The sequence below is a fragment of the Kitasatospora griseola genome (assembly GCF_044999035.1).
GTDB classification, from domain to species: domain Bacteria; phylum Actinomycetota; class Actinomycetes; order Streptomycetales; family Streptomycetaceae; genus Kitasatospora; species Kitasatospora griseola.
This window is the reverse complement of the sequence record NZ_CP173360.1, coordinates 6,462,390-6,482,693: the sequence shown is the minus strand read 5'-3', so window position 1 is coordinate 6,482,693 and position 20,304 is coordinate 6,462,390. Positions and strand designations below refer to the sequence as shown.

The following is a 20,304-nucleotide window of genomic DNA, read 5'->3' as shown; positions in this document are numbered from 1 at the left end:
CCACCCCGGTTCCCCGCGGCCCGCCACAGGGCCGCGGGGAACTGTCTCTCCCCCGCGGAACTGCACGTGGGGGCACGGGAACGCCGGTGAAGTCCGCCCGCGACGGCCTCTGGCAGGATGGGCCGCATGCCGAGCCTGCACTCCCTCCACCTGTACCCCGTCAAGTCCATGTACCGCCTCAGCCCGCCGTCCGCCGACGTGCACCCCTGGGGTCTGGCCGGCGACCGTCGTTGGATGCTGGTGGACGCGGAGGGCGTCGCCGTCACTCAGCGGGACGAGCCTTCGATCGGCCGGTTCCGCCCCGTCCCGTCCGCTGACGGCACGTCACTCTCGCTGACCGCCCCGGACGGTTCCACCCACACGCTCGCGGTGCCGACGCTCGCCGGCGGCGCGCCCGAGGCGACGGTCTCGGTCTTCGGCACGCACTTCTCCGCCGCCACCGCCCCGAAGGACACCTCCGGGTGGCTGGCCGAGCACCTGCCCGCGAAGCTCGGCGAGGTGCGGCTGGTGCACCTGGACCGCCCGGAGGTCAGCCGGCCGATCAATCCGAAGTACGCGGGCCCGGACGAGACGGTGTCGATGGCGGACGGCTACCCGCTGCTGCTCACCACCACCGCCTCGCTGGTCGAGCTGAACGCCCGGATCGCCGAGGACCACCCGGGCGACGAGCGGAAGGGCGCGGCGCTGCCGATGGAGCGGTTCCGCCCGAACCTGGTGGTGGCCGGCACCGAGCCGTGGGCGGAGGACGGCTGGCGGCGGGTCCGGGTCGGCGGGCTGGAGTTCCGGGTGGTGAAGCCGTGCGCCCGCTGCGTGGTGACCACCACCGACCAGGAGACCGGTGAGCGCCGCGGCCCGGAGCCGCTGCGCGCGCTGGGCCGGCACCACCGGTTCGGCCAGAAGCTGGTGTTCGGCCAGAACCTGGTCCCGGTCCGCCCCGCTCCCGCCGCCGAGGTGCTGGGAACGCTGACGGTCGGCGACGAGGTGGAGGTCCTGGAGACGGTGGAGGCCCCGCAGCCGGACCGCCGCTGACGGGCACCCGGAACCACCCCCCGGCTCGTTCGTTGAACCGGGCGACGGTCCGGTCGGCCTCTCGCGCTACGGTGGGGGTCATCGCGCAGCGTCTCGCACGCACTCGACGAAGGCGGGGATGACAGATCGTCATGGGTGAGCTCAGGGTCCGGGTCACGCAGGACAGCGCCTCCCGGTGGCGGCGGCGCAGCGGGGAGTACACGACGCTCCGCGAGGCCCTGGAGGTGGCCGAACCGGGTGACACCCTGACGGTCCGGGCGGGGACGTTCCACGAGGCGGTGCTGGTCGACAAGCCGGTGACGCTGGTCGCGGAGAAGGGTCCGGGCAGTGTGCGGATCTCGCCGCCGGAGAGCGCGGTGCGCGGGGGCACGGCACTGACGGTGACGGCGGGCGCGACGATCCGCGGCCTGACGGTCGCGGGCTCCGACCGCTCCGCCCCGGCGGTGCTGCTGGCGGGCGCGGACGGCGCGGCGCTGGTGGACTGCCGGATCGAGACCTCCTCCGCGGTGGGGGTGGAGCTCGCGGACGGCGTCCGGGCGCAGCTGGTCAACTGCACGGTGGAGAACCCGTCCGGTCTGGGCATCCGTCTGCGGGCTCAGGCGCAGGCCGAGTTGGCGGACTGCGAGGTCTCGGCGGCGGGGCAGAGCGGTGTGGCGGTGCTGTCGGGTTCGCGGCTGCGCGCGGAGCGGCTGAAGGTGCACCACGCGGGCGGCGCGGGTCTGCTGCTGGCCGATCCCGGGTCGCTGGCGGAGCTGACGGGCTGCGAGCTGTACGAGGTGCGCGGCTCGGGCGTGCAGGCCGAGGCGCAGGCGGTGGGCCGGTTGACGGACTGCACGGTGCACCGGGTGTCCGGCAACGGGCTGAGCCTGGACACCGGGGCGGAGCTGGAGCTGTCCTCCTGCCGGGTGCACGAGGTGCCGGAGAACGCGGCCGATCTGCGCGGCGGCGCGAAGCTGACGTTGCGGCAGGTGACGATGCACGGCTTCGGCCGGGGCGCGCTGTCGGTGTGGGACGGCGGGACGAAGGTGCTGGCGGAGAGCTGCCGGTTCCACTCCGCGCAGGGCGACTACCCGGCGCTGTGGGTGAGCGACGGCGCGGCCCTGGAGCTCGCCGACTGCTCGCTCGACGACCTGCCCGACGCGCTGTTCGTCCTCGACCAGGGCTCGTCGGCCGCGGCCCGCGACTGCTCGTTCACCGCGATCCGCTCCTCCGCGGTCTCGGTCTCGGGCGGGGCGAGCGCGGACCTGTCGGGCTGCCGGATCCAGGGCGCGGGCACCGGCCTGTGGTTCCGCGACCACGGCTCGGGCGGCCTGCTGACGGACTGCGAGATCGCGGACGTCGCCACCGGGGTGATCGTCACCAAGGGCGCGGACCCGGTGCTGCGCGAGTGCACGGTGCGCGGCGCGAGCGAGGCCGGGGTGTACGTGTCGGCGCAGGGGCGCGGCGAGTTCGACACCGTGCGGGTGTCGCAGGGCGGCGGGTTCGGCTTCCACGTGATCGACGGCTGCCGGACGAAGCTGGTGCGCTGCCGGGCGGAGCGCAATGCCCGGGCCGGGTTCGAGTTCTCCGAGCCGGGCCCGGTCGCCGAGGGCTGCACCTCGGACGACGCCGCGCCGCTGCCCGCCCCGCGTCCGGCCGAACCGGCCGCTCCCCCGTTGGCCTCCCTCGCTCCCGCCGTTCTGACCTCCGCCTCCGCTGCTCTTCCCGCACCGGCGGTGATCGCCCCCATCCCGGACTGCCGCCCGCCGGAGGTGGCGCTGGCCGAGCTGGACTCCCTGGTGGGCCTGGCGACGGTCAAGCAGGAGGTGCGGACGCTGATCGACCTGATCTCGGTCGGCCGGGCCCGCCAGCGGGCCGGTCTGAAGGCCCCCTCCCCGCGCCGGCACCTGGTCTTCACGGGCTCCCCCGGCACCGGCAAGACCACCGTCGCCCGCCTGTACGGCGAGATCCTGGCCTCCCTCGGCGTCCTGCAGCGCGGCCACCTGGTCGAGGTGGCCCGGCTGGACCTGGTCGGGGAGCACATCGGCTCCACCGCGATCCGCACCGCCGCCGCGTTCGACAAGGCGCGCGGCGGGGTGCTGTTCATCGACGAGGCGTACGCGCTGGCCCCCGAGGACGGCGGGCGGGACTTCGGCCGGGAGGCGATCGACACCCTGGTGAAGCTGATGGAGGACCACCGCGACGAGGTGGTGATCATCGTGGCGGGCTACACCGCGGAGATGGAGCGCTTCCTCGCCGCCAACCCAGGCCTGTCCTCCCGGTTCTCCCGGACCGTCACCTTCCCCGACTACACCGCCGACGAGCTGCTCGACATCGCCCGCTCGCAGGCCACCGAGCACGAGTACCACCTCGACCCGGCCACCGAGACCGCCCTGCACGCCCACTTCACCACCCTCGACCGGGGCGTGGGCTTCGGCAACGGCCGCACCGCCCGCCAGGTCTTCGAGAGCATGATCGAACGCCACGCCTCCCGGGTCGCCCAGCTCGCCGACCCGACCACCGAGGACCTGCAACTCCTGGTCCCCGCCGACCTGCCGGCCTGAGTCCCCGTCCCCGACCGGCCGGCCTCCGGCCCCGCCGACCTGGTGGGGTCCGCAGCTGTGCTGACGGTGCGTCAGTTGCGGTACGGCGCGAGTGTGGCCGCCAGGCGGTCGCGCAGCGCGGTCTGGGCGGCGATCCGGCGGTCCAGCACGGCGAGGCGTTCCCGGGCGACGGCCAGCGCCTGCCCGGACGGCGGGCCGCTGGTCAGGTCGCCGTCCAGGCACGGCAGGAACACCTGCACGTCGTCGAGGGTGAGCCCGGCGGCCAGCAGGGCGCGGATGTTGCGGACCCGGACGGCCGCGCCCGCGGCGTACACCCGGTAGCCGTTGGCGGCGCGCCCCGAACTGATCAGCCCCGCCTGCTCGTAGTGCCGCAGCGCCCGGGCCGTGGCACCGGTCGCGGCGGCCAGTTCACCGATCCGCACCCGCCCGATCATGCCACCACGGCCCCGCCGTCCACCGGCAGCACCACCCCGGTGACGAACGACGCCACCGGCTCGGCGAGTCGGGTGATCGCCCAGGCCACCTCCGCCGGCCGCCCGATCCGCCCCACCGGGGTGTGCGCCACCTGCCAGGCCCGCAGCGCGGCCAGCCGATCCGGCGTCAGCCCACGCACGATCGGCGTCTCGACCGCCCCCGGCGCGACGGCCACCACCCGCACGCCCTGCGGCGCGAGTTCGACCGCCCAACTGCGGGTGAGCGACTCCAGCCCGGCCTTCGTCGCCGCGTACACCGAACTGCCCGGCCAGCCGCGCTGCCCGATCGCCGTGCTGACGTTCACCACCACGCCCCGCGCGGCGACCAGCAACGGCAGGGCGCTTCCGGTGAGCAGCGCGGGCCCGACCAGATTGGTCGCCAGCTGCTCCTCGACCGCGTCCCGCCGCAGCTCCCCGAGCGGCGCGCTGCGCACCACCCCCGCGTTGTTGACCAGCACGTCCAGCCGGCCGTACCGCTCACCCACCGCCGCGGCGATCCGCTCCGGCCCGCCGGGCGCGGCGACGTCCCCGACCAGCACGTCAACTGCCCTGTGCCCTGCGGCCGTTGCCTCCAGCGCCGTCCTTCCCCGCCCGACCGCGACCACCCGCGCCCCCTGCCCCGCGAAGGCCTGCGCCGTCGCCCGTCCGATACCGCTGCCCGCCCCGGTGACCAGGACGATCCGCTCCTCAGGTGTCATGCCGCAGATCGTCCGACCCTGCCGCCAACGGCAGGGTCAAGCACGGGCGTTCAGGCGAGCCGGCCGCCGCCGTCGACGTGCAGGACGGTGCCGGTGACGTACGGGTTGTCGATCGCGTACAGGACGGCCTTGACCAGGTCCTCGGGGCTGCCGACCCGGCGGGCGGGGTTGCGGGCGGCGACCTGCCGCAGGAACTCCTCCTTGCCCGCGCCGAGGCCGTCCCAGGAGCCGGTGTCGACGATGCCCGGGGAGACGGCGTTGACCCGCAGCGGGGCGAGTTCCACGGCGAGGGCCTGCACCAGGAACGCCAGCGCCCCGTTGGTGGTGGCCATCACGGTGCGGGCGGGCGCGGGGCGCCAGGCGGCGACGCCGGAGAAGAAGGTCATCGAGCCGCCGCCGGCGAACTGCTCCGCGAGGTGCTTGGCGAGCAGCAGCGGACCGATCACCTTCGCGTCGAACGCCCGCCGGATGTCGGCGAGTTGCAGGTCCTTCAACGGCCCGTTGGCGGGCATCCCGGCCGTCGACACCAGGTGGTCGACCCGCCCGGCCCGGGCCGCCAGCGCCTCGATCGACGCCTCCTCGGTCAGGTCGACGGGCACCACGGTGGACGGGCCGGTCAGCTCGCCCGCCGTCCACTCCAGCTTCCGCGGATCGGGCCCGGCGAGCACCAGCTCGGCCCCGGCGGCGGAGGCGGCGTGCGCGAGCAGTCGGCCGGTGCGCGATCCGGCGCCGACCACGACGACGCGGCGGCCTGCGAGAGATTCGGACATTCGAGGGCTCCTGTCAGTTCGAGCGGTACTCCCTCCACCCTGCTCGGCCTGCGGTGATAGGTCCAAGGCTTGTTCTTCACTCCAGCCATAAACTGTGTGCATGGCAGCAACGCTCCGGCAGCTCGAGTACCTGGTCACCGTCGTCGACACCGGCTCCTTCACCCGGGCCGCCGAACAGCTGCACGTCACCCAGCCCGCCCTCTCCCACCAGGTCCGGGCCCTGGAGTCCGCCCTCGGCGGCCCCCTCCTCGAACGCCTCCCCCGCGCCGTCCGCCCCACCCCGCTCGGCCGGGCCGTCCTCCCGCACGCCCGCGCCGTCCTCGCCGACGCCCAGCGCCTGCACGCCGCGGCCCGCCGCACCGCAGGCCTGGAGGACGGCGAACTCGAGGTCGCCACCGTCCACTCCATCGCCCTCGGCATCCTCCCGCCGGTCCTGCGCGCCTGGCGCCGCCGGTACCCCACCGTCCGCATCCGCCTGCGTGAGTACCCGCACGCGGACCTGCTGCGCGCCGCGATGGCCGCCGGCGGCGCGGACCTCGCCATCGGCCCGGTCCCCACCGACTGGGACGGCCCCGTACGGGAGTTGGGCGTCGAGGAGTTCGCCCTCGTCCTCCCCTCCGACGACCCCCTCGCCAACCCTCCGGACGGCGCCCTCCCCCTGTCCGCCCTCGCCGACCGCGCCTGGGTCCACTACGCCCCCGGCCACGGCCTCGCCGAACTCCTCGACCAGTCCTGCGCCCGCGCCGGCTTCCTCCCCCACCCCGCCGTCCGCACCGAACAGACCGCCGCCGCCCCCATGCTCGCCGCCGCCGGCCTCGGCCCCGCCCTCGTCCCCGCCACCATCCTCCCCCCCACCCTCGACGCCGCCGTCCTCCACCCCCACCCCCCGATCCACCGCCCCCTCGCCGCCTACACCCGCACCCGCCCCGACCACCTCACCACCACCTTCACCGAAATCCTCGCCACCCACACCCGCCTCACCGCCGGCAATCCGCAAAGCTCCGCAGGAAGGACGACTCAAATTGATTGCGCCGACTGAAATCGATCTGCAACAGCTCCTGATCGACTGGTACGGCAGGGAATCCGAGCCGAGTTCCCCGCTTCCCACCGAAATCGCCTGGCTTCCGGACGATGCGAAACGAGCATTTGCGGCGGCGTCACGAACAATGTGGCGCTACGACGCGCCACGGGCATTCCGAAACCTCCGACCCGATCGGGAAGATCCACGCATGAAAATCTTCCTGTCCGACCCGGACTTCGACATGGCGCTGGCCCTCAGGGGCAGCCGGCCCGACACCGTCCACGAGGCGAGTTGGGACAGCCCGGATTGGTCCGCCTTGCCGGAAGACCTGCCAACGGCCTTGAAGCACCACTTCGTCAAGACCATTGCGGACGACCCGAGGTTCCACTCGGCTCATGCTGTCATCGAAGATGATCTCGCCCACGGCGCACTGTCCTCAATGATCGAGATCGCGTTCACCCCATGGAAGTCGTATCCGGGGGAACGAATCTTCCTCGGAGAGCACGTGATCGGCATCATTTCACCCGCCCACAGCGGCAGGTGGCCCAGTTCGCACATCGAAGGGGCGAAGCGCGTCCAGTTCGCCGCCAAGGATCGGGGCACTCTGGACTTCACTGCTGACATTCCCGCGATCGACGGCTGGGTGAGATTCCGCCCGGAAGAACTGCCGCCGCAGGTGCGCGCCGATCTTGGCATCAACAAGCACACTCCGAACAGCTGACGAAACCCCGGGTCGCGAGTACTTCACTCGAGATCCGGGGCTTCGACACCTGCCGTCGGGTTTCAGCGCCGACGTACGACGCTCAGGCGTCCGGGATGTCCGGCTTCGCCGCCGCGAGCATCGCGCCGGGGAGGACGACCAGGCGTTCTCCCTCGCCGATCCGGACGCCTTCGGGGAGGCGGTCGCGGTAGGCCTCGGTCGCGTCCGTTCCGATGACGGCGATGTCGCCGTTGGCGAGTCGCCAGATGTCCGGGCATTCGTCGCGGCCGTCGGAGAGGCCCAGCTCGGCGGCCGGCTTCCCCAGGCGCTCGGCGAACGGTGCGGACAGGTCGACGTTCCAGGTGCGGCCCATGTGTGCCCCGTCCGTCGATGCGACAGTGAACGGCAAGCCTAGCCCTGACGCGTCGTCATCAAGCCTGTCGTGCATGCCCGTTCATCTCGCCTACGGCGCCGGCGGGCAGGTCGGGGTCGGGCCGGCGAGGAGGAGGGTGAGGGTGACGGCGGTGAGGACGATGCCGGCGACGACGGCGAGGAGGCGGATGAATTCGGGGTCCTCGGCGAGGCGGGTGCGCAGGCCGGTCCAGCGGGTGAGGCTTCCGGTGAAGGCGCCGCCGAGGGCGACGAGGACGAAGGAGATGGGGAGGAGGGCGTTGAGGGCGAAGAGGCTGCCGGGTTCGAGGTGGGTGTCGCAGCCCATCCAGTTGTTGGCGACGATCTTGGTGCTGGCCAAGGTGGCGGCGGCGGCGAGGACTGCGCCGAAGGTCGCGGTGGCGGGACGTCCCAACAGGTTCACGGTGGCTCTCCTCCTCGGGGCCGCGCCTGTCGCGCCCGCCCGTCCCCCTCTCGGACGGGCGGAGCGCCGGGCCGGTTGCACCACCGGACGGGGTGTCAGAAGACGGCGGTGAAGGCCGCCATGCGGCTGGAGTCGAGTTCGGGGCGGAGTCGGCCGCCGCGGGCGAGGGTGGCCATGCCGTGCAGGGCGGACCAGGCGAGTTCGGTGTAGCCGGCGGGGTCGAGGCCGGCGGCGGTGGCGCTCGCGGTGGCGGGGTCGGCGATGGCGGCGAAGGCCTCGTGCAGGGTGGCGGGGGCGTAGGGGGTGCCGAAGGGCAGCGGGTTGGCCATGGTGAAGATGGCGTCGTAGAGCGCGGGGTTGGCGGCGGCGAACGCCAGGTACGCGCGGGCGACGGCGGCGAACGCGGCCCGCGGGTCGTCCAACTCGATTGCTGCGGCGCGGAGTTGGACGGCGAGTTCGGCGCAGCCCTCGACCGCGACGGCGGCGACGATCGCGTCCTTCCCGGCGAAGTGGCTGTACAGGACGGGCTGGCTGTACTCGATGCGTTCGGCGAGTCGGCGGGTGGTGACGGCGTCCCAGCCCTCGGTCTCGGCGAGTTCGCGGGCGGCCCGGACGATCAGCTGTTCCCGTTCGGCGCGTTCGCGCGCCCGGCGTTCCTTGATGGCCATGCCCGAAATCCTAGCAGCGCTAGACAACTGACGGGCCGTCGGTCTAGCGTTGCTCATGCCGCTAGCGTCGCTAACCAACAGGCGGTGCAGCCCACTTCACACGCCAGGGGGAACCACCATGTCCGTCACCGCACAAGCGGCCACCAGCAGCGCAAGGGTCCGTCTCGCCACCGTCGGCACGGTGCTGCTCGGCCTGTTCCCGCTCTGGTTCGGCCTCAGCTACATCCTCGCCCCGGAGTCCACCGCCCCGAGCTTCGGTCTCCCGGCGTGGCCGCACGGCGACGCGGCGATGTTCCTGATCACCAAGGGCATCCGCGACGTGGTCTCCGGCCTCGTCCCGCTGGCGCTGCTGCTGCTCGGGCACCGCCGGGCCTCGGGCTGGGCGATGCTGGTCACGGCGCTCGTCCCGATCGGCGACGCGACCACCATCCTGACCCACCACGGCAGCGCCCTGACGGCGTTCACGATCCACTTCGCGACGGCCGCCGTCATGATCGCCGTCGCCGCCCTGGTGCTCACCGAGCACCGCGAGGCGAAGAACTGACGAAGCCGCTCAGCCGTCCGCCCAGTCGCCGCCCGCGAGGAACGCCTCCAGGGCGGCGCGGTGCGGCCGCGGGTCGATGTGCTCGTCGGCGAGCCACTCGTCGGAGTAGTACTTGTCGAGGTAGCGGTCGCCGGGGTCGCAGATCAGCGTGACGACGCTGCCGGTGCGGCCGGCGGCGCGCATCTCGGCGACCAGCTTGAGCGCGCTGTACAGGCCGGTGCCGGTGGAGGCGCCGGCCTTCTTGCCGAGGACGGCCTCCAGCAGGTGGACGGCGGCGATGGACGCGGCGTCGGGGACGCGCATCATCCGGTCGATCGCCCCGGGGACGAAGGACGGCTCCATCCGGGGGCGGCCGATGCCCTCGATCCGGGAGGAGGTGGGGCAGGTGGCGTCGGGGTCGCGGTGCACCCAGCCGTCGAAGAAGCAGGAGTTCTCCGGGTCGGCGACGCAGATCCGGGTGTCGTGCTGCATGTAGTGGACGTACCGGGCGATGGTCGCGGAGGTGCCGCCGGTGCCGGCGGTGGCGACGATCCAGGCCGGCTCGGGGTGGGGCTCCAGCCGGAGCTGCGCGAAGACCGACTCGGCGATGTTGTTGTTGCCGCGCCAGTCGGTGGCCCGCTCGGCGTAGGTGAACTGGTCCATGTAGTGCCCGCCGGTCTCGGCGGCCAGCCGGGTCGCGGCCTCGTACACCTCGCAGGCGTTGTCGACCAGGTGACATCGGCCGCCGTGGAACTCGATCAGTTCGATCTTGGCCTGGCTGGTGGAGCGGGCCATCACGGCGATGAACGGGACGCCGATCAGCTGTGCGAAGTACGCCTCGGAGACGGCGGTGGAGCCGCTGGACGCCTCGATGACGGGCTTGCCGGGGCGGATCCAGCCGTTGCACAGGCCGTACAGGAACAGCGAGCGGGCCAGCCGGTGCTTGAGGCTGCCGGTGGGGTGGGTGGACTCGTCCTTCAGGTACAGGTCGATGCCCCACTCGGCGGGCAGCGGGAAGCGCAGCAGGTGGGTGTCGGCGGAGCGGTTGGCGTCCGCCTGGACGCGCCGCACGGCCTCCTTCAGCCAGGCCCGGTACTCGGGGTCGGACCGGTCCACGTCCAGAGTCGGCACACTCGCAACGGTCATCGCGCACTCTCCTCGCATCCACCGGATCTCCACCCACTGTAACAGGCGACTACGATAAGTGACGGTTACCCGGGCCCCAGCTTCCGCTTATGGGAAGCCGGGGCCCGGGTCCCGGAGCGCGATCCGACCCGTCGTCAGGCGGCGGCCACCGCACCCAGGATGTCCAGCCGGGCCGCCCGGGCGGCCGGTCGCAGCCCGGCCAGCGCCCCGGCCGCCAGGCCGACCAGCGCGACGATCGCCAGCCGCCCGGCGGGCAGCGCGAACGAGCCGGTGCCGGCACTGTCCGCGGCCCGGGTCAGCGCCCAGCCGAGCAGCGCGCCGAGCGCCAGCCCGCCGACCGTGCCGAACGCGGCGACCAGCACCGACTCCCAGCGCACCATGGCCCGCAGCTGCGCCCGGGTCTGGCCGACGGCGCGCAGCAGGCCCAGTTCGCGGATGCGTTCGTGGACGGCCAGGGTGAGCGTGTTGGCGATGCCGAGCAGGGCGATCAGCACGGCGAGCGCGAGCAGCGCGTAGACCACGGAGAGCATCATGTCGACGCCGGAGGCGGAGCTCTCGGCGTACTCGGCGCGGGTCTGCACCTGCGGGTTGCCGTAGGCGTCGGCCACCCGGGCGATCGCGGCCTTGCCGGCAGCCAGGCTCACGCCGGGCTTCAGGGCGACGGCGACCAGGCCGTCGGAGTCCTGGACGCGGTGCGGCTGCCAGGCCTGGCGGCTGATCAGGTAGTCGCCGGTGACGCCGCCGCCGCGGTACAGGGCGCGGACGGTGAAGGCGGCGGGGCCGTCGGCGAACCGCATCGGGACGACGGTGCCGAGCTGCCAGCCGCGGGCGGCGGCCTCGGTGCGGGAGACGGCCAGGCCGTCGGCGCCGAGATCGGCCAGCGAGCCGTCGACCCGCCCGAGGTCGGTGACCTGCGCCAGCTGCCCGGGGTCGGCGACGTCCAACTGCTTTCCGTGGCCGTCCACTTGGGCCACGCCCCGGCCGAGCCCGGCGGCGGCGCGGACCTCCGGCAGCGCCGCCAGCGCCGGCGCGAGCTTCGGGGAGACGCCGCTGCCGCCGGCCCCGGCGGCGGGGGCGGTGACGGCGAGGTCGCCGGCGAAGGACCGGGAGACGGTGTCGTCCAGGGTGGCCTGCACGGACGCGCCGAACACGGTGAACAGGGTGACCACGGCGACGCCGACCATCAGCGCGCCGGCGGTGGCGGCGGTCCGCCCGGGGTTGCGGGCGGCGTTGCGGCGGGCCAGCGCACCGGTGACGCCGCGCAGCCGGGCCAGCGGCGCGCCGAGCACCCGGACGGCGGTGGCGGCGGCGACCGGCCCGAGCACCACGGTGCCCAGCAGCAGGGCGAGCGCGCCGCCGACGGTCAGCGCCAGCGACGGCCCGCGGGTCGCGCCGACGATCACGGCGGGCAGTCCGCCGGCCACCAGCAGCGCGCCGAGCGCGCCGCGCAGCAGGGCGCTCCGGCCACTGGCCGCCTCGTCCACGGCGGTGTCGCGCAGCGCGGCGAGCGGGGCGGTGCGGGCGGCGCGCAGCGCGGGGGCGAGTGCGGAGCCGGCCGCCACCAGGGTGCCGACCAGCAGCGGCAGGACGATGGTGGCGGCCTTGATCACGGTGCCGCCGGTGGGCAGGGTGAAGCCGATCGCCGCGAACAGCGCCTTGAGGCCGGCGGCGACGCCGAAGCCGCCGAGCAGGCCGAGCGCGGAGGCCAGCAGCCCGATGGCGAGGGCTTCGCCGAGGGTGGTGCCGAGCACCTGGCGGCGGCTCGCGCCGAGGGCGCGCAGCAGGGCGTTCTCGCGGGTGCGCTGGGCGGTGACGATGGCGAAGGTGTTGTGGATGGTGAAGGTGGCGACCAGCAGCGCGATGCCGGCGAACACCAGCAGCAGGGTGGTGAACAGTCCGAGGAAGCGCCCGGAGACGTCGGCGGTGGACTGCGCGGTGGCGTCCGCACCGGTCAGCGCCTCGACGCCGCTCGGCAGCAACGGTCGTACGCGTTCCACCAGTTGACGCTGACTGAGGCTGTCGGAGCGCAGCCGGACGGTGGAGACCTGGCCGCTGCCGTGGGGTGTCAGGTGGGCCTGGGCGTCGGCGAGGGTGAGCGCGGTGAAGGTGCTGGGGCCCATGCCGTCGGCGTCGGCGCCGAAGGTGGCGATGCCGACGACGGTGATCCGCACCGGGTCGGGGGTGCGCAGCACGGTGGTGTCGCCGACGTGCAGCTTGCCGGTCCGGGCGGCACCGCGGTTGATCACGGCTTCGCCGGGGGCGGCGGGGGCGCGGCCTTCGGCGAGCCGGTACGGGTTGAGCTTCGGGTCCGTGATCCAGTTGCCGGCCCAGGTGGGCGGGCCCTGGCCGCCGATCGGTCGGCCGTCGGCGCCGATGAGCTGGCCGGCGCCCTGGACGGAGCCTTCGGCTGCGCCGACGCCGGGCACGGCGCGCAGCTTCGCGGTCAGCGCGTCGTCGAGCGGGGCGCGGACACCGCCGGGGACGCCCGGGTCGGCGATCGCGTCGGCGCTGCGGACCACGGCGTCGGTGCCGGCGTTGGCGTCGGCGAACAGGGTGTCGAAGTTGGCGCGCAGGGTGTCGCCGAGCACCATGGTGCCGGTCAGGAAGGCGACGCCGAGGACGATCGACAGCACGGTGCCGACCAGTCGGCGCCGGTGGGCGAGCAGGGAGCGCGCCCCGAGCCGCACGCTCGCGTTCACCGGGCGCCCGCCCGGGTGCGGCGGCCGTCGAAGGCCTTCATCCGGTCCAGCACCCGTTCGGCGGTGGGTTCCTGCATGGTGTCGACGAGGCGGCCGTCGGCGAGGAACAGCACGGTGTCGGCGTACGCGGCGGCGGCCGGGTCGTGGGTGACCATCACCACCGACTGGTGCATGGTGTCGACGGCGGAGCGCAGCAGGCCGAGGACTTCGCCGCCGCTGCGGGAGTCCAGGTTGCCGGTGGGCTCGTCGGCGAACACCACCTGGGGGCGTCCGGCGAGGGCCCGGGCGACGGCGACGCGCTGCTGCTGGCCGCCGGAGAGCTGGCTTGGGCGGTGGTGCAGGCGGTCCCGGAGGCCGACCACCTCGATCAGGGTGTCCAGCCATTCGGGGTCGGGGGCGGTGCCGCCGAGGTCGAGCGGCAGGGTGATGTTCTCCCGCACCGTCAGGGTCGGCACCAGGTTGAACGCCTGGAACACGAAGCCGATCCGCTCCCGGCGCAGCAGCGTCAGCTCCCGGTCGCCGAGGGCGGACAGCTCGGTGTCGCCGAGCCAGGCCCGGCCGTCGCTGAGGGTGTCGAGCCCGGCCGCGCAGTGCATCAGGGTGGACTTCCCGGAGCCGGAGGGGCCCATCACGGCGGTGAACCGCGCGGCGGCGAACTCGACGCTCACCTCGTCCAGGGCCCGGACCCGGGTGTCCCCCACGCCGTACTCCTTCACGGCCTTCTCGACCCGGGCCGCGGCGCTCATCGCTTCACCCCGGGCGTGTCCTGGGCCTCGGTCAGGACGGCGCGGCGCTCCCGGTACTCGTCGGCGTCGATCTCGCCCTGCGCGTAGCGCCGTCCGAGCACCGCCAGCGGGGCGTGCTCGGCGTGGCCGCCGCACCAGCCGCGGCGCCGCCACACCGCCCGGCGCAGCACCAGCACCACCAGCACCACGACCAGCAGCCAGAAGAACGGGAACACCAGCACCCACGGCCCGGGCCAGTGCCCGTATCCATCGGCCAGCAGTTCGACCATCGGAACTCATCTCCTCGGGATTCGAAGGGGGCCGGACCGATCCCGCTCCCGCCCACTCCTCCACCGTCCCGCCGGCCCCGCCCCCGCCGCGTCCCCCACCGGGCGGCTCTCCCGCTACTCCCGCCGTACTAGATGAATGATGCGAAGGGTTAGTGGTCGTAGGCGGTCAGCGAGCGCATGACGGGCTGACCGGTCCGGTCGTTGTGCCAGATCGCCGAGGTCAGTGCGAGGATGCGTTGCAGGACACGGACCATCACCCCGGCCGGCGTGCGGCCCTGGTGGCGTTCGAGGTCGAGTTGGGCCTTGAACGTCTGGTTGACCGACTCGATGATCTGCCGCAGCAGCTTGAACAGCCTGGCTCCGGCCCGCTCGGGTTCGCCCTTGCGGGCCGGGCGGAGCAGGTGGACGCCCCACTCGGCGAGTTCGTGTTCGAAGGCGCGGCCGTAGTAGTGCCGGTCGCCGATCAGGGTCTGGCCCGGTCGGGAACCGGCCAGGTCGGGTTCGGCGTGGAGGATGCCGAGCAGGGTCTGGCGCTCGTCGGCCTTCGCGCCGGTCAGCGCGAACGCGACGGGCAGGCCGTGCAGGGTGCACACCAGATGCAGGCGCAGACCCCAGAAGTAGCGGGAGTGGCTGGCGCAGTAGCCGTACTCGGCCCATCCGGCCAGGTCGGAGCGCTTGGCGGTCTCGCGTGAGCGCCCACATTCCACCGGGGTGGAGTCGACGACCCACACGCTGTCGGTCCACAGCGAGGTGTCGATCGCGACCAGGCGGTTGACGCGGGCGATCAGGCCGGCGGCCTTGCGCAGGCGCCGGTTGTAGCCGGACTGCCCGGGCAGGTACGGGAACAGGTGCCGCAGGCGGGCGGTGGCGTAACGGATCCAGCGGCGCTCGGAGGTGAAGCCGAGCAGGGCCTGCATCACCGCCAGGGTGACCAGTTCGGCATCGCTGAGCCGGGGCGCGATCCCGATCTCGGGTCGCCACGGCGCCAGATGGGGCGATTCCTTCAGCAGGTCGTCGGTCTTCACGTAGAGTGCGGTCGCGAGGGAGTCCAGGTCAGGCGTCACAACCGACCTTTGGACTCCCTCGCGTCATTTCATGCACGCCAGCGAGCCCTTGGCATCAATCATCTAGGGCGTGTCCGACAGCCGCGCCCTAGCCCAGCCAGCCGGGCCGGACCAGGCCCGATTCGTAGGCGGCGACGACGAGTTGGGCGCGGTCGCGGACGCCGAGTTTGACCATGGTGCGGCTGACGTGGGTCTTCGCGGTGAGCGGGCTGACCACCAGGCGGCGGGCGATGTCCTCGTTGGTGAGGCCGAGGCCGACCAGCGCGAGGACTTCGCGCTCGCGCTCGGTGAGGACGTCCAGCCGGGTGGTGGACGGCTCCTTGGAGCGGGCGGCGAACTCGCCGATCAGGCGGCGGGTGACGCCCGGGGAGAGCAGGGCGTCGCCGGCGGCGGCGACCCGGACGGCGCGCAGCAGGTCGCCGGGTTCGGTGTCCTTGACCAGGAAGCCCGCGGCGCCGGCCCGCAGCGCCTCGAAGACGTACTCGTCGAGTTCGAAGGTGGTCAGCACGACCACCCGCACGTCCGCCAGTGCGGGGTCGGCGCAGATCCGGCGGGTCGCGGCGAGGCCGTCCAGGCGGGGCATCCGGATGTCCATCAGCACCACGTCGGGGCGCAGTTCGGCGGCCCGGGCGACGGCCTGTTCGCCGTCGTCGGCCTCGCCGACCACCTCCAGGTCGGCCTGGGCGTCCAGCAGGGCCCGGAAACCGGCCCGCACCAGCCGCTGGTCGTCGGCGAGCAGCACCCTGATCATGCGTCGGCTCCCTTCGTGACGAGCGGCAGCCGGGCCCGGACCTGCCAGCCGCCCGCGCCGCCGGGGCCGGCGTCCACGGTGCCGCCGAACGCGGCGGCGCGCTCGCGCATGCCGATCAGCCCGGTGCCGCTGCCGCCCGCGTCCCCGCCGCCGGGCGGCCCGGGGTCGGTGACGGTCAGCTCCAACCGGTCCGGCTCCCAGCTGAGTTCGACGGTGGCGGTGCGGGCGGTGGAGTGCCGCAGCACGTTGGTCAGCGCCTCCTGGACGATCCGGAACGCGGCCAGCCCGAGGCCCGCGCCGAGCGGCCCGGCCCGGCCCTCGGTGCGGACGGTGACGGCCAGGCCCGCATGGCCGGCCTGCGCGACCAGTTCGTCGAGCCGCTCCAGGCCGGGGGCGGGGGTGCGCGGCGCGGCGGCCCCGGGGGTGCGCAGCGTGCCGAGCACCTGGCGGACCTCGCCGAGTGCCTCCTTGCTGGTCGCCTTGATGGTGGTGAGCGCGTCCCTGGCCTGTTCGGGCCGGGCGTCCAGCAGCTCCAGGGCGACGCCCGCCTGCAGGTGGATCAGCGAGATCGAGTGCGCCAGGATGTCGTGCAACTCCCGTGCCATCCGCAGCCGTTCCTCGTCGCTGCGGCGCGCCCGGGCCTCCTCCTCGGCGGCCCGCACGGCGGCGATCTGCTCGCGCCGGAACCGGGCCAGCTCGGCCCCGACGAAGATCAGCAGCAGCCACGCGGTGACGCCCAGCTCCTGCCAGCCCACCGCCTCCCGGCCCGGGGCCCGCAGCCAGGACGCCGGCACCGCGTAGCTGACCAGCAGGTGCAGCAGGTAGAAGCCGCCGGCGGCGATCCACGCGGCCCGCCGGTGGCCGCGCTGCACGGCCGAGAAGAACGCCACCACCAGCGCCACGAACGCCGGCCCGTACGGGTACCCGGCCCACAGGTAGGCGGCCGTCACCGCCGTCACGGCGGAGACGGTGAACGCCGGGTACCGCACCCGCAGGACCAGCAGCGCCGGGCCGAGCACCAGCAGCAGGTACCCCCAGGCGTCCAGCGGCACCCGCTCGCCCTGGTGCCGGGCGGCCACACTCGTCCCGACCACCTGGACCACCGTCGCCACGACGGCGGCCGCCACCGGCCACCCCGCCTTGCCGGCCCGTACCCAGACGGGCACCCACGGCCGCCGCACGTCTCCCATACCGGAAGGCTAGCCGCGCCCCGGGCCTGCACCATCGGCCGCGCGGAGCAGACCCGCCTACTCCCGCCGCAGTACGCGACGCGGTCGACGCCCGGCGAGGCGTTCGCGCCCGCGGCCCGTCAGGGGATCCGCACCGCCCGGCCGGTGACCCGCACCCGGGTGTCGCCGGCGGTGAGTCCGACGGTCAGCAGGCCGGGCCGGCCGAGGTCCTCGCCCTGGTGCAGCGTCAGCCGGGCGGTGTCCAGGTGGCGCAGGTGGCGCAGGTAGGCGCCGAACGCGGCGGCGGCCGCGCCGGTGGCCGGGTCCTCGACGATGCCGCCGACCGGGAACGGGTCGCGGACGTGGAAGGTGGTGGCGTCCTGCTCCCAGACCAGCTGGAGGGTCACCAGGTCCAGCCGGCGCATCAGTGCGGCGAGCGCGTCGAAGTCGTAGTCGAGGTCGGCCAGCCGGGCCCTGGTGGCGGCGCCGATCACCAGGTGCCGGGCGCCGGCGTACGCGATCATCGGCGGCAGCTCCGCGTCCAGTTCGGCGGCCTGCCAGCCGAGTGCGTCGAGCGCCTCCGCCAGGTCCGCCGGGTCGACGTCCTCGACGCTCGGCGGAACACTCGTCAACGTCGCCGTGAACTCTCCGGTCGGGGTGCGCTCCACCGCGACCGGCACCGGGCCGGCCTTGGTCTCGAACAGCAGCTCGCCGGGGCCGATCCGCTCGCCCAGCGCCACGGCGGCGGCGATGGTGGCGTGCCCGCAGAACGGCACCTCCGTCAGCGGGCTGAAGTAGCGGACGGTGCGGGTGCGCGGCTGGTCGGGCACGGGGGTGAGGAACGCCGTCTCGGAGTGGCCGAGCCGGGCGGCGAGGGCCAGTTGCTGCGCGTCGTCGAGCGCGGTGGCGTCCAGCACCACGCCGGCCGGGTTGCCGCCGGCGGGGTCGGCGGTGAAGGCGGCGTACTGCAGCGGTGCGGCGGAATCGGCCGGGGTGTTGTCGGTCATGTCCGGGCAACGGACGGCCGGTCGCGCCGATTCCCCGGGCGGACCCCCGGAACGTACGTGCGGGGATCAACGCTAGACTGCCGCATCCGGCTCTCATAACCGTATCGAGGACAGAAGAAACATGGCTGAGGCCCACCCGAAGGTTGTTGTAGTTGTTCCGACGTACAACGAGCGGGAGAACCTCCCGGTCCTGGTAGGTCGGTTGGGCGAGCTCGGCATGCCGAACCTGCACGTGCTGGTAGTGGACGACAACTCCCCCGACGGCACGGGCGACGTGGCGGAGAAGCTGGCCGCCGAGTCGGGCGGCACCCTCACCGTGCTGCACCGCACCGACAAGGACGGCCTGGGCCGGGCCTACATCGCGGGCATGACGCAGGCGCTGGAGAACGGCGCCGACATCGTGATCCAGATGGACGCCGACCTGTCGCACCCGCACACCGCGATCCCCGCCATGGTGGAGAAGCTCACCACCACCGACGCCTCGGTCGTGCTGGGCTCGCGCTACGTGCCGGGCGGCTCGACCGCGTCGGAGTGGCCGTGGCACCGCAAGGCGCTGTCGGCCTGGGCGAACTTCTACGTCAACGCGATCCTGCAGCTGAAGGTGAAGGACGCCACCGCCGGCTTCAAGGCCTGGGAGGCGCAGGCGCTGCGCCGGGTCGACCTGCAGTCGGTGCGCTCCAACGGCTACTCGTTCCAGGTGGAGATGAACTACCGCGTGGTCAAGCGCGGCATGCGCATCGCCGAGGTGCCGATCCGCTTCGAGGAGCGGGTCGAGGGCATGTCGAAGATGAGCCTGGGCGTGCAGTTGGAGTCGGCTGTCGCTCCCTGGAAGCTCCGCTTCGGCAAGTGACGCCCCAGTAGTGCGCCGAACGGCGCGGGTCGACGGTCCGTCGACCCGCGCCGTTCGCCTTTCCCGACACCGTTTCGCGGCGCCGTTTCGCGGCGCCGTTTCCTGGCGCCGTTTCCTGGCGCCGTTTCCTGGCGCCGTTTCCTGGCGCCGTTTCAGGAGGCCAGCACGGCCTGCGGGTCGTCCAGGTAGGGCTCCCAGGCGAGTTCGGCGGCCCCGACCAGCCCGGCGTGCGCGACCTTCGCGGGGACGATCGGGACGCGTCCGCTGCGGCCCCACAGGCAGCGTTCGGCGACCACGGCGGCCAGCCGGTCGGGGGCGGCCGCCAGCAGGTCCAGGTGCAGGCCGCTGAGCACGATCCGGTCGGGGTTGAGGATGTTGACCAGCCCGGCCAGGCCCAGGCCGAGGCGGTCCACCACGTGCTCGACGGCGTCGGCGGCCTCCGGGTCGCGGGCCAGTTCGCGGGCCTGCGCCAGCAGCGGCCGGCCGGGGTCGGGGCGGCGCTTCGCGGCGGCGAACAGCGCGTCGGTGTCGGTCTCGGCGTTCAGGCAGCCGCGGTTGCCGCACGGGCAGGGCCGGCCGAGCGGGTCGACGGTGAGGTGGCCGACCTCCAGCGCGAGGCCCGAACTGCCGGTGTGCAGGCGGCCGTCGACGACCAGCGCGCCGCCGACGCCGCGGTGCCCGGAGGTGACCAGCAGCAGGTGCCGGGCGTCGCGGCCGGCGCCGTGCCGGTGCTCGGCGAGCGCGGCCAGGTTGGCGTCGTTGGCGACGGCGGTCGGGAGCGCGGTACGGGCGCGCGGTCCGAGGTCCGCGTCGGCCACCTGTGCGGCGAACAGGTCGGCGACGGGGGTGCCGGACGGCCAGTCGAAGTGCAGCGCGGCGAGCGCGGTGCCGTCGGGCTCGGTGACGGGGTTGGGCAGCGCGAGGGCGAAGCCGAGCACCCGGCGGCGGCTGCCCCGGGCGAGCTCCGCGCCGGCCGCGGCGACGGCGCCGAGCAGGCGCCCGGGCGCGGTGTCGGCGGGCAGCGGCAGGTGGACGGTCTCCAGCAGCCGGCCGCCGAGGCCGGCCAGCGCGGCGGAGACGCCGTCGGCGTGCAGCTGGGCGGCGAGCACGGCGGGGCCCGGGTCGGCGACCGCGAGGCGGTGCGAGGGGCGGCCGCGGCCGCCGCCGGCCGGGCGGGAGTCGACGCTGATCAGACCGAGCGCCTCCAGTTCGCCGGTGACCGCGCCGGCGGTGGCGCGGGTGACGTCGAGGGCGCCGGTGAGCGCGGAGCGGGTCGGGGCCTGCCCGGTGTGGATCAGGCGCAGCGCCGGTCCGAGCAGGGTGCGGCCGCGGTCGGGGGCGGTGCGGCGCGGGGTGCTCACGGC

21 protein-coding genes are annotated in these 20,304 nt (G+C 74.0%); 6 read left to right on the top strand and 15 right to left on the bottom strand.

Annotation, left to right across the window (positions count from 1 at the left end):
* Window positions 1-126: 126 nt before the first annotated feature.
* Complete coding sequence (locus tag ACI1MP_RS29410) at window positions 127-1,029, top strand: MOSC domain-containing protein (RefSeq protein WP_404869849.1); 903 nt, start codon at window positions 127-129, stop codon at window positions 1,027-1,029.
* 131 nt (window positions 1,030-1,160) lie between these two features.
* Complete coding sequence (locus ACI1MP_RS29405) at window positions 1,161-3,572, top strand: right-handed parallel beta-helix repeat-containing protein (protein ID WP_404869848.1); 2,412 nt, start codon at window positions 1,161-1,163, stop codon at window positions 3,570-3,572.
* 71 nt (window positions 3,573-3,643) lie between these two features.
* On the opposite strand, the gene ACI1MP_RS29400 is transcribed toward ACI1MP_RS29405, so the two are convergent.
* Genes ACI1MP_RS29400 through ACI1MP_RS29390 form a run of 3 tightly spaced genes read right to left on the bottom strand, consistent with a single transcriptional unit; the run spans window position 3,644 to window position 5,513 of the window.
* Window positions 3,644-3,994, bottom strand: a complete 351-nt coding sequence (locus tag ACI1MP_RS29400) for a MerR family transcriptional regulator (protein WP_100589371.1) — start codon at window positions 3,992-3,994, stop codon at window positions 3,644-3,646.
* An 8-nt stretch (window positions 3,995-4,002) separates the two neighbouring features.
* A complete protein-coding gene (locus ACI1MP_RS29395; RefSeq protein WP_404869847.1) occupies window positions 4,003-4,743 on the bottom strand; it encodes an SDR family NAD(P)-dependent oxidoreductase in 741 nt (246 codons plus the stop codon).
* Between the two features lie 50 nt (window positions 4,744-4,793).
* Window positions 4,794-5,513, bottom strand: coding sequence for an SDR family oxidoreductase (locus ACI1MP_RS29390; RefSeq protein WP_404869846.1), 720 nt, complete (start codon window positions 5,511-5,513; stop codon window positions 4,794-4,796).
* Between the two features lie 100 nt (window positions 5,514-5,613).
* On the opposite strand from ACI1MP_RS29390, the gene ACI1MP_RS29385 reads away from it, so the two are divergent.
* Complete coding sequence (locus ACI1MP_RS29385; RefSeq protein ID WP_404869845.1) at window positions 5,614-6,552, top strand: LysR substrate-binding domain-containing protein; 939 nt, start codon at window positions 5,614-5,616, stop codon at window positions 6,550-6,552.
* Entirely contained in the window at window positions 6,536-7,255 is a 720-nt protein-coding gene (locus ACI1MP_RS29380; protein ID WP_404869844.1) for a hypothetical protein, read from the top strand. Before ACI1MP_RS29385 ends, ACI1MP_RS29380 begins: the two co-directional genes overlap by 17 nt.
* An 82-nt stretch (window positions 7,256-7,337) precedes the next feature.
* On the opposite strand, the gene ACI1MP_RS29375 is transcribed toward ACI1MP_RS29380, so the two are convergent.
* The 3 genes from ACI1MP_RS29375 to ACI1MP_RS29365 form a co-directional block, all read right to left on the bottom strand.
* Complete coding sequence (locus tag ACI1MP_RS29375) at window positions 7,338-7,607, bottom strand: hypothetical protein (protein WP_404869843.1); 270 nt, start codon at window positions 7,605-7,607, stop codon at window positions 7,338-7,340.
* Between the two features lie 90 nt (window positions 7,608-7,697).
* On the bottom strand, window positions 7,698-8,048 hold the full coding sequence (locus tag ACI1MP_RS29370) for a hypothetical protein (protein WP_380341445.1): 351 nt from the start codon (window positions 8,046-8,048) through the stop codon (window positions 7,698-7,700).
* A gap of 95 nt (window positions 8,049-8,143) precedes the next feature.
* On the bottom strand, window positions 8,144-8,716 hold the full coding sequence (locus ACI1MP_RS29365) for a TetR/AcrR family transcriptional regulator (RefSeq protein ID WP_380341447.1): 573 nt from the start codon (window positions 8,714-8,716) through the stop codon (window positions 8,144-8,146).
* A 118-nt stretch (window positions 8,717-8,834) separates the two neighbouring features.
* Between ACI1MP_RS29365 and ACI1MP_RS29360 the strand changes: the two genes are divergently transcribed.
* Window positions 8,835-9,260 (top strand): DUF4267 domain-containing protein, encoded by a 426-nt coding sequence (locus ACI1MP_RS29360; RefSeq protein ID WP_380341450.1) that lies wholly within the window; start codon window positions 8,835-8,837, stop codon window positions 9,258-9,260.
* Between the two features lie 9 nt (window positions 9,261-9,269).
* Here ACI1MP_RS29360 and ACI1MP_RS29355 read toward each other — a convergent pair whose 3' ends face one another.
* From ACI1MP_RS29355 to ACI1MP_RS29320, 8 genes are all read right to left on the bottom strand, one after another.
* Window positions 9,270-10,385, bottom strand: a complete 1,116-nt coding sequence (locus tag ACI1MP_RS29355; RefSeq protein WP_404869842.1) for a PLP-dependent cysteine synthase family protein — start codon at window positions 10,383-10,385, stop codon at window positions 9,270-9,272.
* Between the two features lie 134 nt (window positions 10,386-10,519).
* Entirely contained in the window at window positions 10,520-13,084 is a 2,565-nt protein-coding gene (locus ACI1MP_RS29350) for an FtsX-like permease family protein (RefSeq protein WP_404869841.1), read from the bottom strand.
* Window positions 13,081-13,830 (bottom strand): ABC transporter ATP-binding protein, encoded by a 750-nt coding sequence (locus ACI1MP_RS29345; protein ID WP_404869840.1) that lies wholly within the window; start codon window positions 13,828-13,830, stop codon window positions 13,081-13,083. The genes ACI1MP_RS29350 and ACI1MP_RS29345 overlap by 4 nt, the downstream gene beginning before the upstream one ends.
* Window positions 13,827-14,099: an SHOCT domain-containing protein gene (locus tag ACI1MP_RS29340; RefSeq protein ID WP_363477744.1), complete on the bottom strand. Its 273-nt coding sequence runs from the start codon at window positions 14,097-14,099 to the stop codon at window positions 13,827-13,829. The genes ACI1MP_RS29345 and ACI1MP_RS29340 overlap by 4 nt, the downstream gene beginning before the upstream one ends.
* Window positions 14,100-14,248: 149 nt before the next feature.
* Window positions 14,249-15,163: an IS982 family transposase gene (locus ACI1MP_RS29335; RefSeq protein WP_404869839.1), complete on the bottom strand. Its 915-nt coding sequence runs from the start codon at window positions 15,161-15,163 to the stop codon at window positions 14,249-14,251.
* 88 nt (window positions 15,164-15,251) lie between these two features.
* Entirely contained in the window at window positions 15,252-15,914 is a 663-nt protein-coding gene (locus ACI1MP_RS29330; RefSeq protein ID WP_043909044.1) for a response regulator transcription factor, read from the bottom strand.
* Window positions 15,911-17,104, bottom strand: a complete 1,194-nt coding sequence (locus tag ACI1MP_RS29325) for a sensor histidine kinase (protein WP_388000765.1) — start codon at window positions 17,102-17,104, stop codon at window positions 15,911-15,913. The genes ACI1MP_RS29330 and ACI1MP_RS29325 overlap by 4 nt, the downstream gene beginning before the upstream one ends.
* A 119-nt stretch (window positions 17,105-17,223) precedes the next feature.
* Window positions 17,224-18,090: a PhzF family phenazine biosynthesis protein gene (locus ACI1MP_RS29320; protein ID WP_380341466.1), complete on the bottom strand. Its 867-nt coding sequence runs from the start codon at window positions 18,088-18,090 to the stop codon at window positions 17,224-17,226.
* A gap of 121 nt (window positions 18,091-18,211) precedes the next feature.
* Here ACI1MP_RS29320 and ACI1MP_RS29315 point away from each other — a divergent pair, with 121 nt between their 5' ends.
* Entirely contained in the window at window positions 18,212-18,940 is a 729-nt protein-coding gene (locus ACI1MP_RS29315) for a polyprenol monophosphomannose synthase (RefSeq protein WP_380341469.1), read from the top strand.
* Between the two features lie 152 nt (window positions 18,941-19,092).
* Here ACI1MP_RS29315 and ACI1MP_RS29310 read toward each other — a convergent pair whose 3' ends face one another.
* Entirely contained in the window at window positions 19,093-20,301 is a 1,209-nt protein-coding gene (locus tag ACI1MP_RS29310; RefSeq protein WP_404869838.1) for an ROK family protein, read from the bottom strand.
* Window positions 20,302-20,304 lie beyond the last annotated feature (3 nt).